Origin of the sequence: Duganella aquatilis, from assembly GCF_009674565.1 — a bacterium.
Classification (GTDB): Bacteria; Pseudomonadota; Gammaproteobacteria; order Burkholderiales; family Burkholderiaceae_D; genus Rugamonas; species Rugamonas aquatilis.
The window spans coordinates 112325-124258 of record NZ_WKJL01000012.1 but is presented as its reverse complement, the minus strand read 5'-3'; the positions used below and the strand labels follow the sequence as shown (position 1 = coordinate 124258).

General features: G+C 63.4%; 11 protein-coding genes. 9 read left to right on the top strand and 2 right to left on the bottom strand.

The window, feature by feature from the left end:
• The first annotated feature begins 8 nt into the window (after nucleotides 1-8).
• From odhB to GJ698_RS17095, 5 genes are all read left to right on the top strand, one after another.
• Complete coding sequence (gene odhB, locus GJ698_RS17115) at nucleotides 9-1262, top strand: 2-oxoglutarate dehydrogenase complex dihydrolipoyllysine-residue succinyltransferase (protein ID WP_154359069.1); 1254 nt, start codon at nucleotides 9-11, stop codon at nucleotides 1260-1262.
• A 55-nt stretch (nucleotides 1263-1317) separates the two neighbouring features.
• Nucleotides 1318-1641: a PspC domain-containing protein gene (locus GJ698_RS17110; RefSeq protein WP_154359068.1), complete on the top strand. Its 324-nt coding sequence runs from the start codon at nucleotides 1318-1320 to the stop codon at nucleotides 1639-1641.
• A gap of 3 nt (nucleotides 1642-1644) precedes the next feature.
• On the top strand, nucleotides 1645-3075 hold the full coding sequence (gene lpdA / locus GJ698_RS17105; RefSeq protein WP_154359067.1) for a dihydrolipoyl dehydrogenase: 1431 nt from the start codon (nucleotides 1645-1647) through the stop codon (nucleotides 3073-3075).
• A 69-nt stretch (nucleotides 3076-3144) separates the two neighbouring features.
• On the top strand, nucleotides 3145-4242 hold the full coding sequence (gene zapE / locus GJ698_RS17100; protein WP_154359066.1) for a cell division protein ZapE: 1098 nt from the start codon (nucleotides 3145-3147) through the stop codon (nucleotides 4240-4242).
• Nucleotides 4243-4258: 16 nt separating this feature from the next.
• The gene (locus tag GJ698_RS17095; RefSeq protein ID WP_154359065.1) at nucleotides 4259-4915 is read left to right on the top strand and encodes a hypothetical protein; all 657 of its coding nucleotides are present in this window, start codon (nucleotides 4259-4261) and stop codon (nucleotides 4913-4915) included.
• On the opposite strand, the gene GJ698_RS17090 is transcribed toward GJ698_RS17095, so the two are convergent.
• The gene (locus GJ698_RS17090) at nucleotides 4916-5719 is read right to left on the bottom strand and encodes a PP2C family protein-serine/threonine phosphatase (protein ID WP_154359064.1); all 804 of its coding nucleotides are present in this window, start codon (nucleotides 5717-5719) and stop codon (nucleotides 4916-4918) included.
• A gap of 116 nt (nucleotides 5720-5835) precedes the next feature.
• Between GJ698_RS17090 and GJ698_RS17085 the strand changes: the two genes are divergently transcribed.
• Entirely contained in the window at nucleotides 5836-6036 is a 201-nt protein-coding gene (locus GJ698_RS17085; protein ID WP_008450659.1) for a YdcH family protein, read from the top strand.
• 28 nt (nucleotides 6037-6064) lie between these two features.
• Nucleotides 6065-8113 carry a DNA repair helicase YoaA gene (gene yoaA / locus GJ698_RS17080; RefSeq protein ID WP_371865356.1) on the top strand — a complete coding sequence of 683 codons (2049 nt, stop codon included), beginning with the start codon at nucleotides 6065-6067 and terminating at the stop codon, nucleotides 8111-8113.
• A 77-nt stretch (nucleotides 8114-8190) separates the two neighbouring features.
• Here yoaA and GJ698_RS17075 read toward each other — a convergent pair whose 3' ends face one another.
• Complete coding sequence (locus GJ698_RS17075) at nucleotides 8191-9168, bottom strand: NADPH:quinone oxidoreductase family protein (RefSeq protein WP_154359063.1); 978 nt, start codon at nucleotides 9166-9168, stop codon at nucleotides 8191-8193.
• Between the two features lie 158 nt (nucleotides 9169-9326).
• Here GJ698_RS17075 and GJ698_RS17070 point away from each other — a divergent pair, with 158 nt between their 5' ends.
• Nucleotides 9327-9932: a TIR domain-containing protein gene (locus tag GJ698_RS17070; protein ID WP_154359062.1), complete on the top strand. Its 606-nt coding sequence runs from the start codon at nucleotides 9327-9329 to the stop codon at nucleotides 9930-9932.
• A 9-nt stretch (nucleotides 9933-9941) separates the two neighbouring features.
• Entirely contained in the window at nucleotides 9942-11903 is a 1962-nt protein-coding gene (locus GJ698_RS17065; RefSeq protein WP_154359061.1) for a KGGVGR-motif variant AAA ATPase, read from the top strand.
• The last annotated feature ends 31 nt before the right edge of the window (nucleotides 11904-11934 follow it).

The following is an 11934-nucleotide window of genomic DNA, read 5'->3' as shown; positions in this document are numbered from 1 at the left end:
GTTTTACAATGGCAAAAATCGAAGTCAAAGTTCCTCAGCTGTCGGAATCGGTCGCAGAAGCAACCATGCTGACCTGGCATAAAAAAGTCGGCGACACCATCACCCGCGACGAAAACCTGATCGACATCGAAACTGACAAAGTGGTTCTGGAACTGCCAGCACCAGCCGCTGGTACCCTGGTGGAAATCATCAAGGGCGACGGCAGCACCGTGGTGGCTGACGAAGTGATCGCAATCATCGATACCGAAGGTGGCGCCGCTGTTGCCGCTCCTGCCGCCGCTGCTGCCGCGCCAGCTCCAGCCGCCGCTGCACCAGCCGCCGCACCAGCTGCCGCAACCGGTGGTTCGAAAGGCGACGTGGCGATGCCTGCCGCCGCCAAGATCCTGTCGGAAAAAGGCCTGAGCGCTGGTGATGTCGCCGGTTCGGGCAAGGACGGCCGCGTGACCAAGGGCGACGCCCTGGCCGCCGGCGCCAAAGCACCAGCCGTTGCGCCACTGGCCGCGCCAGTCGCCAAGCCAGCCCTGGCACAGGTTTCGGCGCCAGCCGCCGCCAACCTGGGCGACCGTCCGGAAGAGCGCGTACCGATGAGCCGCCTGCGCGCCCGTATCGCCGAGCGTCTGATCCAGTCGCAATCGACCAACGCCATCCTGACCACGTTCAATGAAGTGAACATGGCGCCGGTCATGGAACTGCGCAACAAGTACAAAGACAAGTTCGAGAAAGAGCACGGCGTCAAGCTGGGCTTCATGTCGTTCTTCGTCAAGGCCGCTGTTGCCGCGCTGAAGAAATACCCGATCATCAACGCTTCGGTTGACGGCAACGACATCGTCTACCACGGCTACTTCGACATCGGTATCGCGGTCGGTTCGCCACGTGGCCTGGTGGTGCCTATCCTGCGCAACGCCGACCAGATGTCGATCGCTGAAATCGAGAAGAAAATCGGCGAATTCGGCGCCAAAGCCAAGGAAGGCAAGCTGACCCTGGACGACCTGACCGGCGGCACCTTCTCGATCTCGAACGGCGGCACCTTCGGCTCCATGCTGTCGACCCCGATCATCAACCCGCCACAATCGGCGATCCTGGGCGTGCACGCGACCAAGGACCGCGCCGTGGTGGAAAACGGCCAGATCGTTATTCGTCCGATGAACTACCTGGCGATGTCCTACGACCACCGCATCATCGACGGCCGCGAAGCCGTGCTGGGCCTGGTGGCCATGAAGGAAGCGCTGGAAGATCCTGCACGTCTGCTGCTGGACCTGTAATTCTCGCGCGACCCCCGGTCCGTGCGGGCCGGGGGAATTCTCAAGAGGATCATGAATGAGCGTTGCGGAAGAAATCAAACGTTTGCATGAGCTGCACCAGGCGGGCGCGCTGTCGGACGAAGAGTTCGCGGCCGCCAAGGCCCGTCTGCTGAACAATGGTCCGGTCCCCGGCGACGGCGCCGACCTGTGGCGCCTGCGCCGCTCGCGCACCGACCGCTGGCTCGGCGGCGTCTGCGGCGGCCTGGCCCGCGTCAGCGGCGTCGAGTCGTGGATCTGGCGCCTGTTGTTCGTGCTGTTCGTCTGCACCTTTGGTTTCGGTCTCGCCATCTACATTCTGCTGTGGATCTTCGTTCCAGAAGACGAATTGATTGGAAATTAAAAAATGAGTAAACAATTTGACGTAGTAGTTATCGGCGCCGGTCCTGGCGGTTACATTGCCGCCATCCGCGCTGCACAGCTGGGTTTCTCGGTTGCTTGCGTGGACGCGTGGGAAAATGAAAAGGGCGGCCCGGCGCCAGGCGGCACCTGCACCAACGTCGGCTGCATCCCGTCGAAAGCGCTGCTGCAATCGTCGGAACACTACGAGCACGCCGGCCACGCGTTCAAGGACCACGGCATCGACGTCGCCGGCCTGTCGCTGAACCTGCCGCAAATGATCAAGCGCAAGGACACCGTTGTGAAGCAAAACAACGACGGCATCCTGTTCCTGTTCAAGAAAAACAAGGTGACCTTCTTCCACGGTCGCGCCTCGTTCGCTGGCGCCGCCACCGCTGAAGGCTACCCGCTGACGATCTCGGCGCCTGCCAACGAGACCATCAACGCCAAGCAAGTCATCGTCGCCACCGGTTCCAACGCCCGTGCATTGCCAGGCGCGGAATTCGACGAGAAACTGATCCTGTCGAACACCGGCGCGCTGACCATCGGCGACGTGCCAAAGCAGCTGGGCGTGATCGGCGCCGGCGTCATCGGCCTGGAAATGGGTTCGGTATGGCGTCGTCTGGGTGCTGAAGTGACCGTGCTGGAAGGTCTGCCGACCTTCCTGGGCGCCGTCGACGAGCAGATCGCCAAGGAAGCCAACAAGCTGTTCACCAAGCAGGGCCTGAAGATCAACCTGGGCGTCAAGATCAACAAGGTCACCAAGGGTGACAACAACGTTACCGTTGAATTCGACAACGCCAAGGGCGAAGCCAACACCGCCGTGTTCGACAAGCTGATCGTCTCGATCGGCCGCACCCCGAACACCGACGGCCTGGCCGCCGACAAAGTCGGCCTGGCGCTGGACGAGCGCGGCTTCGTGGCCGTCGACGGCGACTGCAAAACCAACCTGCCAGGCGTATGGGCGATCGGCGACGTGGTACGCGGCCCGATGCTGGCGCACAAGGCGGAAGAAGAAGGCGTTGCCGTGGCCGAGCGTATCGCCGGCCAGCACGGTCACACCAACTTCAACACCATTCCTTGGGTGATCTACACCTCGCCGGAAATCGCCTGGGTCGGCAAAACCGAGCAGACCCTGAAGGCCGAAGGCGTGGCGTACAAAGCCGGCACCTTCCCATTCCTGGCGAACGGCCGCGCACGCGCGCTGGGCGACACCTCGGGCATGGTCAAGTTCCTGGCGGACGCCAACACCGACGAAATCCTGGGCGTGCACATCATCGGCCCTATGGCGTCGGAGCTGATCTCGGAAGCAGTGGTAGCGATGGAGTTCAAGGCTTCGGCTGAAGACATCGCGCGTATCTGCCACGCTCACCCATCGCTGTCGGAAGCCACCAAAGAGGCAGCACTGGCGATCGACAAGCGCACGCTGAACTTCTAAGCTGGATTTGTAGTAGCTAGCAGGGCGGGCCAGCATGGCCCGCCGTTTTTATTTGCGCAGATTGAAACCATGAACGTCGAAGAGTACTACCACCACGCGCTGGCCCAGCGCGACTACAAGGCTGATGAGGCGCAGCAGCGCGCGATCACCCGTTTGCAGCAGTGCTACGACGAGTGGCTGGCCTACAAGGGCCAGCGCTCCAGCACCTTCAAGCGCCTGATCAACCGCCCGGCCGTGCCGAAGGGCGTGTACATGTGGGGCGGCGTCGGTCGTGGCAAGTCCTTCCTGATGGACAGCTTCTACTCGGTGGTGCCGCTGGTGCGCAAGACGCGCCTGCACTTCCACGAATTCATGCGCGACGTGCACCGTCAACTGGACGAGCTGCGCGGCGTGGCCGACCCGCTGGACGAAGTGGCCAAGCGCGTCGCCAAGAAATACCGGCTGATCTGCTTCGACGAGTTCCACATCTCGGACGTGGCCGACGCCATGATCATGTACAACCTGCTGAAGGCGCTGTTCGACAACGGCGTATCCTTCATCATGACCTCCAACTACGATCCGAACCTGCTGTATCCGGACGGCCTGCACCGCGATCGCATCCTGCCCACCATCGCGCTGCTGTACGAGAAGATGGACGTGATGAACATCGACGCCGGCATCGACTACCGCGGCCGCGCGCTGGAGCAGGTCGAGGCCTACTACACGCCGCTCAACGCACAAACCGACAAGGCGCTGCGCGACGCCTACGCCAGCGTGGCCGAAACCGCCGATGAAGATCCGGTGATCCGCATCGAGGCGCGCGAGATCCGCGCGCTGCGCCGCGCCGGCACCATCATCTGGTTCGACTTCAATACGCTGTGCGGCGGCCCGCGCTCGCAGAACGATTACCTGGAAATCGCCAGCCGCTTCCATACCGTGATATTGTCCGGGGTACCGATGATGTCCGCGGCCATGTCGTCCGAGGCGCGCCGTTTCACCTGGCTGATCGACGTGTTCTACGACCAGGGCGTGAAGCTGCTGATGTCGGCGGAGGTGCCGCCGGAGGAGCTGTACACCAACGGCGCCATGGCCAACGAATTCCACCGCACCGTGTCGCGTATCGTCGAGATGCAGTCGCGCGAATACATGGACCGCGAACAGCGCGCCGCAGCGGCATCGCTGTCGTAAGTCACAGGATCTGAAGATGAAAGCAATTATCACAGTAGCGGCCATGCTGGCGGCGGCTCTCACCGCCGCCCAGGCCCAGAACGTTCAAACGGTGCAGCAGGCCGACGCCGCGCTGGTCAAGGTGGCCCAGGACCGCGCCGCCATCAACGACGAATACGCCGCCAGCGAGCGCGAATGCTCGACCAAGTTCTTCGTCAATAACTGCCTGGACAAGGCCAAGGAAAAGCGCCGTGTGGCGCTGGCCGACGCGCGCGCGCGCGAAGTCGACGCCCAGCACTTCAAGCGTGTCGATTCGGTCGCCAGGCGCGACGCCGACCTGGCCGAACGCGCCCGCAAGGATGCCGACGAAGCCGAGCTGCGCGCCGCCCAGCCGCAGAAACCGGCCAAGACCGAGCACGAGGAGGCGAAGCCGCCATCGGGCGTGCGCGTCGCCGACCGCGAAGCGCAGCATGACGCCAAGGTCCAGCGCCAGGAGCGCGAGGACGCCGCCAACGCCGCCAAGCGCGCCGCCAATGTCGAGGCCTTCGAACGCAAGAAAGCCGAGTCCGAGCGCCGCCAGGCCGAAGTCGCGCGCAAGAAAGCGGAAAACGACGCCAAGGCCAAGCAGGCCGCCGAGCGCGCCGAAGCGGAAAAGAAAAAGGCTGCGGCCCAGCCGCAGGCGCCGGCCAAGTAATTACACGGCGCGGCGCATCTTCTCGACGGTGTAGGCGGGCGCCTGCGCCGGCGGCGCCACCAGTTTGATGATCGCCATCGAGCAGTTGTCCCCCTTGCCCTGGGCCCGTTCGGCGGCCTTGGCGATCAGCCGTTCGGCGGCCTGGCGCGGCGTGTTGCGCGCCACCGCCGCCGCCAGTTCTTCGGGACGGAACAACTGCCACAGTCCATCCGAGCACAGCATCAACGCATCGCCCGGCTGCAAGCCTTCCTGGGCGCCGACGGTGACGAACGGATCTTTCATGCGGTTGCCCAGCGCGTTGTTCAGCAGGCGCGAACCGCGGTGCCGCGCGGCCGCTTCCGGCGGCAGCTTGTCGTGCTGGATCAGATGGTCGACGTAGGCGGCGTCATTGGTGCGCATGGCGCAGCGCTCGCCGTTGAAATGGTAGATGCGGGCGTCGCCCACATGCGCCCACACGGCCTGCGCCTGCGGCGTCAGCACCAGCAGCGCCAGCGCGCTGTGCGGCTCGGCCACGGCGGCGATGGGATTCATGCGGATGACGTCGTGCGCCTCCTGGGCGATGCTGCGCAGCAGTTCCTGCAGGCGCGGCAGGTTGGGGGTGTCGCCGGCGCGGAATTCGTCCAGCAGGTGTTTCGCGGTGAGCAGCACCTGGTCGGGCGCGATGGGGCTTTGGTTGCCGTCGGCCAGCACCGCCAGCACATAGCCGGGTGCCTTGGCGGCGGTGAATAGGGCGACGCGGTCGTTTTGTTGCGGCCGGTTTCCGATGTGCTGGGCGGTCCCGGCTTCTATTTTGTAAGCGCTCATAAGATCATTTGTTGGCGTCCGACGCGCCGTAGATTAAACTATGCACCGTGTCGCAGTTTGTTTGCAATGCGTTTGAAGTATCCGTGTTGTTCCAGTGAAACTATTTGGCCGAGAATATGACTGATGTACAAGATATCCAGCGTCGATTGATCGAACTCGACGTCGAACACCGTGATCTGGACGCGGTCATCGACATGCTGACGCTGGACGGACACCACGATCAACTGCAATTGCGCCGCCTCAAGAAGCGCAAGCTGCAACTGAAAGACCATATCACTCTGCTGAAAATGCAATTAGTGCCGGACGTTCCGGCGTAAGCCGATTCCCGCCACACGCTAGTTTATTTTGACCGAACCTCTGCCACAGTCCGCCGCCGCGGCGTCCGATGCCATTCCCGCCGTGATCGGCGCCACGCCCGCCCAGCCCCCCGGCAAATACGATTCCGAGGTCGAGCGCCTGTTCGGCGCCGGCGGTCCGCTCGGGCCGGCGGTGGGCGATTTCCGCCCGCGCCGCTCGCAAACCGAAATGGCCAAGGCGATCGCCTCCGCCATCGCCAACCAGACCACCCTGATCGCCGAGGCCGGCACCGGCACGGGCAAGACCTTCGCCTACCTGGTGCCGGCGCTGCTGTGGGGCGGCAAGACCATCGTCTCGACCGGGACCAAGAACTTGCAGGACCAGCTGTTCCTGCGCGACATCCCGACCGTGCGCGCGGCCTTGCAGGCGCCGGTGTCGGTGGCGCTGCTGAAAGGGCGCTCGAACTACCTGTGCCACTACCACCTGGAACGCACCTTGCAGAACGGCCGCATGACCTCGCGCGATGACGTCGGCCACCTGCGCGAAATCTCGCGTTTCCTGAAAATGACCAAGACCGGCGACAAGGCCGAGCTGGCGCGCGTGCCGGAAAACGCGCTGATCTGGAACCTGGTGACCTCGACCCGCGACAACTGCATGGGCGCCGAGTGCCAGTACTACCAGGACTGCTTCATCATGAAGGCGCGCAAGGAAGCGCAGCAGGCCGATGTGGTGGTGGTCAACCACCACCTGTTCTTTGCCGACGTGGCGCTGAAGGATTCCGGCGTGGCCGAGCTGCTGCCGTCCGCCAACACCATCATCTTCGACGAGGCGCACCAGCTGCCGGATACCGCCACCCTGTTCTTCGGCGACACCTTCTCGACCTCGCAGGTGCTGGAGCTGTGCCGCGACGTGCTGGCTGAAGGCCTGTCGAATGCCCGCGACGGCGCCGACTGGGGCAAGGTGGTCACCGTGGTGGAGAAGGCCGCGCGCGACCTGCGCCTGACCTTCCCGCAAGACATCGTGCGCCTGTCGCTGCCGCAGATTGCGGCGTCGAGCGACTTCTTCCCGGCGCTGCAAAAGCTCAAGGACGAGCTGGACGGCATGATGGACGTGCTGGAAAAGCAGGCCGAACGGGCCGAAACGCTGGAGCAGTGCCGCCAGCGCGGCGTCGAGCTGGTCGGCCGCCTGGCGGCCTGGAAATTCGATCCGAAAGCCAAGGTCGCCAAGGGCGAGGAGGCGGTGTTCTGGGTCGAGGCCTATGCCTCGTCGCTGCAGCTGCACAAGACGCCGCTGTCGATCGCGCCGATCTTCAACGGCCAGCGCGAAGGCGTGCCGCGCAGCTGGATCTTCACCTCGGCGACGCTGGCGGTGAAGAACGACTTCAGCCACTTCTCCGAGCAGATGGGCCTGAGCGACGAACCGTCGATGACCTGGCCGAGTCCGTTCAACTACGAGGCACAGGGCTTGCTGTACGTGCCGACCGGCCTGCCGGACCCGAATTCCTTCGGCTACACGGATGCCGTGCTGGACCTGGCGCTGCCGGTGATCGAGGCGGCGGGCGGCAAAACTTTCCTTTTGTGCACGACTTTGCGCGCCGTGAAGCGCGCCGCCGAGCGCTTGCGCGACGAATTCGAGAAGCGCGGCCTGCCATATCCGCTGTTCGTGCAGGGCGACAAGGGCCGCACCGAGCTGCTGGACCAGTTCCGCAAGGCCGGCAATGGAGTGCTGATCGGCTCGCAAAGCTTCTGGGAAGGCGTCGACGTGCGCGGCGATGCGCTGTCCCTGGTGATTATCGACAAGCTGCCGTTCGCGCCGCCGGACGATCCGGTGCTGGCCGCGCGCATCGAAGTGATGGAAAAACAGGGCAAAAACGGCTTCATGCATCACACTTTGCCGGAAGCGATCATCAACCTGAAGCAGGGCGCCGGCCGCCTGATCCGCGACGAAGGCGACCGCGGCGTGCTGATGCTGTGCGATCCGCGCGTGATTTCCAAGCCATACGGCAAGCGGATCTGGCAAAGCCTGCCATCCTTCAAACGCACCCGCGAACAGGAAGTCGTGATCGAATTCTTCAAAAACAAGAATTCCGATCAGTAACTTCTGGTATCAAAATCCGGGGTCAGTTCTGCCATTGGTACATGAGCTCGTGTGCGATTGGCAGAACTGACCCCGGTTTATTGGGGCACCACCACCACCTTGCCGGTGACCTTGCGGGCTGCCATATCGTTCAGCGCCTGCGCCGCTTCTTCCAGTTTGTAGCGTCCCGAAATCAATGGCTTGATCTTGCCTTCCTGGAGCCATTGGAGGAGTTGCCGCATATTGCTCAAATTGCCTTTGGGATTGCGTTTGGTGAACTCGCCCCAGAACACGCCGACCAGCGAGGCGCCTTTCAGCAAGGTCAGGTTGAGCGGCAGTTTGGGAATCTCGCCGTTGGCGAAACCTACCACCAGGTAGCGTCCGCCCCAGGCGATCGAGCGGAACGCCGGCTCCGCATAGTCGCCGCCCACCGGGTCGTAAATCACGTCCGGTCCCTTGCCGCCGGTCGCCGCCTTGACCGCTTCGCGCAAATCTTCCTTGCTGTAGTTGATCAACACGTCGGCGCCATGCTGGCGGCATACTTCCAGCTTCTCATCGGTCGAAGCGCAAGCAATAATGCGGGCGCCAAGGGCTTTGCCTATCTCGATCGCCGCCAGCCCGACACCCCCTGCCGCGCCAAGAATTAGCATGTTCTCACCATTTTCTAGCTTGGCCCGGTCCACAATCGCGTGGTACGAGGTGCCGTAGGTGAGGGTGATGGCGGCTGCCATCTCGAAATTCATGCCGGGCGGCATCGGGATCAGGGCTTGTGCAGGCGCCAATAATTGTTGTCCGAAGCCACCGGTTGGGGTGAAGGCGATGACCTTGTCGCCGGCCTTGAAAGTTGTCACATCGTCAGCGACCGAGCGGATCACGCCGGCCACTTCGCTGCCCGGCACGAACGGCAGTTCCGGCTTGAATTGATACTTTCCTTGCACGATCAGCACGTCCGGAAAGTTGACGCCGGCGGCTTGCACATCGATCACCACCTGCCCCGGACCCGGTTGCGGGTCTGGTAATTCTTGCACCGTCAGGGTGTCCGGCACACCCCAGGCCTGGCATACGACTGCTTTCATTCTGGTCTCCTCGATTATAAAAAAGAACGCTCGTTATATTTTTATCTTACCTGAAAGCGCCAGCCGTTTGCGCAAAGTTCGGCCTGCCGCGCGTTTGTTCTGGCTCAAAGTGTCTGCTGAAAGGATTGTTAGAGTTGGTTAAACGTAGGGGGGATATCATGACTATCCGTCACGGCTGTTTTTTCAGTTATGCACACGGCCAGCATACTTATATGAGCAAGTTCAAGGACGACCTGGTGGACGCCCTGAAATGCTATCTGGAACCGCACTTCGACAACGAGAACGAATTGTTTGTTGATAGTGAGCAACTTGGGGGCGGTGACGACCTCGATAGCAAGATCGCGCGCGCCTTGTGCGAGAGCGTTTGCATGATTGTCATTTATACACCCAAATACGAAGCGCACGGCTACACCCGCCGTGAGTTTGCAGCAATGCAACTTATCGAAATGGAACGCCGGCAGTGGTACACGCTGCCCAGCCATTTGATCATCCCCGTCATCATGACCCGCCACCCGGTCGGCCTGCCGCCGCAAATCACCGGGCTGGGCATGTACGTGGACTTTTCCCGCTACACGCTGGCCAGCGGGGAGTTGAAAACCAATCCAGATTTCATCCCGGACATCGAAAAAATCGTCCACCGCATCGCCGAGCATTACCACTGTCTAAAACGAAGCACGCCGCCGGGGCACGACTGCAGCCGTTTCGTCCTGCCGGAGATCCCGCCTGAATGGCGTGCCATTCCTCCTCCACATTTTCCACGCTAAAGGGTTGCCATGGAACTCACGTCCCTGCCACTACCGCCGCTGAGCGCCGGCGGCGAAGTCATCACTTTCTATTCTTACAAAGGCGGTACGGGCCGCACCATGGCGCTGGCGAATATCGCGGTGCTGCTGGCGCGGCAGCAAAACGCCACCGCGCCGGTGCTGATGATCGACTGGGACCTGGAAGCGCCGGGGCTGCACCATTATTTTGCGCACCAGCAGGAGAACAAGCCGGGCGTGCTGGAATTCTTCGAGGCCTGCCGCGAGCAGCTGCTGCGCCGCCGCAGCACCGGCCTGAGCATCGATGACGACGAGCTGGCGCACGAGGTGCTGGCCGCCGTCGGCTGGGAACAATACGTCACCCGCGTCGACGAAAGCAGCCAGTTGTACATGATGCGCGCCGGCCGCTTCGACGACAGCTATCCCGACCGGCTGGCCTCGATGCAGTGGGAGGAGCTGTTTTATGCCTGTCCGGCGCTGTTCCGCTGCTTCGCCGACCGTCTGTCGCGCCATTTCCGCTACGTGCTGGTGGATTCGCGCACAGGCCGCACCGACAGCGCCGGCGTCTGCACCACCTTGCTGCCCCGCAAGCTGGTGCTGATGTTCACGCCCAACCGCCAGAGCCTGGAAGGCTTGCAGGCGCTGGTCACGCGCGCCACCACTTACCGGCGCAGCCACGAAGACGAGCAGCGGCCGCTGCTGATCTATCCCTTGCCGTCGCGCGTGGACACCGGCGACGGCGGCGAACGCGCCCAGTGGCGGCGCGGCGACGCCGCCCAGCACATTCCCGGCTACCAGCCCGGCTTCGAGGAGCTGATACGCGAGTGCTACGGCTTGCAGCAGGTGTCGCTGGAGAGTTATTTCGATGAAGTCCAGCTGCAGCAGAACCGCTCGGTGGCCTACGGCGAGCAGCTGGCGGTGCGGCTGGATCAGGGCGGCGACCGTTTTTCCATGACGCGCACCTTCGAAGCCTTCCTCGCCTGGCTGGCGCCGGGCTATTTTCCGTGGCAGTCCAGCGGCGAAATCGCGCTGCTGGGTTCGATCGGCGCCGCGCGCCACGCCTTGGAGGCGGGCGGCAGCGCGGCGCGCGCGGCCGTGCAGCCGCTGGCGCACGATCTCAACCTGCTGGGCGAGTTGTACTGGCGCGAAGGCAAGCTGCGTCAGGCGCTGGCCGCGCTGGAGGAAAGCCTGTCGCTGCGCCAGCGCAGCCTGGGCGAAGACCATGCCGACACGCTGGCCAGCAAGACCAATCTGGCCGGCGCGCTGCGCCAGCAGGGCCGGCTGGACGAAGCGCAATTCCTCGACGAATGCATCGTCGAAGCGCGCGAGCGCATGCTGGGCACGGAACATTTCGACACGCTCACGGCGCGCGCCAACCTGGCCGCCACGCTGGGGCTGCAAGGGCGGGTGGCCGAAGCGCTGGTGTTGCAGGACCATGTGCTGGATACCTACAGCCGCCTGTTCGGCCCCGACCACCTGCAAACCCTGGGCGCCAAGGCGGCGCGCGCCGAGCTGCTGTTGCAGCGGGGCGACCTGCAGCATGCCCGCGCGGTGCAGGAGCAGGTGCTGGCGGCGCGCAGGCGCTTGCTTGGCGCCGAGCATGCCGACACGCTGCGCAGCAAGACGTCGCTGGCGTATACCTTGCTTCAAATGCAAGAACTGGATGCGGCGCGCAGCCTGCTGGACGCCGTGCTGCAAGCCCATCTTCGCCGCCTGGGGCCGGAGCATCCGGATACCCGCCGCGCGCGCGAGCAGCTGATTGATGTTCAATTGCAACTCGGCGTGCCGACCGACGAAGCGCCGCTGGTGCCGGAATTGCATCAGGACGCCGCCATGGACGACTACGGCGATGCGCTGGTGCGGCCGTTGCGGCGCCCCGTGCAGGCCACCGCCAGCAGCGCCTGGTCAAGGGCGGCGGATGAACTGCTGGCGCTCGACGGGCATCTGTACGGCGGCCGTAACCCGCCGCGTTGACGAAAATTTATACGCAAAGGGGGCGGCCGGC

What these genes read in the sequence shown, in the direction of transcription:
- odhB (WP_154359069.1), top strand. Translation starts at nt 9, where the DNA reads ATGGCAAAAATCGAAGTCAAAGTTCCTCAGCTGTCGGAATCGGTCGCA.
- GJ698_RS17110 (WP_154359068.1), top strand. Translation starts at nt 1,318, where the DNA reads ATGAGCGTTGCGGAAGAAATCAAACGTTTGCATGAGCTGCACCAGGCG.
- lpdA (WP_154359067.1), top strand. Translation starts at nt 1,645, where the DNA reads ATGAGTAAACAATTTGACGTAGTAGTTATCGGCGCCGGTCCTGGCGGT.
- zapE (WP_154359066.1), top strand. Translation starts at nt 3,145, where the DNA reads ATGAACGTCGAAGAGTACTACCACCACGCGCTGGCCCAGCGCGACTAC.
- GJ698_RS17095 (WP_154359065.1), top strand. Translation starts at nt 4,259, where the DNA reads ATGAAAGCAATTATCACAGTAGCGGCCATGCTGGCGGCGGCTCTCACC.
- GJ698_RS17090 (WP_154359064.1), bottom strand. Translation starts at nt 5,719, where the DNA reads ATGAGCGCTTACAAAATAGAAGCCGGGACCGCCCAGCACATCGGAAAC.
- GJ698_RS17085 (WP_008450659.1), top strand. Translation starts at nt 5,836, where the DNA reads ATGACTGATGTACAAGATATCCAGCGTCGATTGATCGAACTCGACGTC.
- GJ698_RS17075 (WP_154359063.1), bottom strand. Translation starts at nt 9,168, where the DNA reads ATGAAAGCAGTCGTATGCCAGGCCTGGGGTGTGCCGGACACCCTGACG.
- GJ698_RS17070 (WP_154359062.1), top strand. Translation starts at nt 9,327, where the DNA reads ATGACTATCCGTCACGGCTGTTTTTTCAGTTATGCACACGGCCAGCAT.
- GJ698_RS17065 (WP_154359061.1), top strand. Translation starts at nt 9,942, where the DNA reads ATGGAACTCACGTCCCTGCCACTACCGCCGCTGAGCGCCGGCGGCGAA.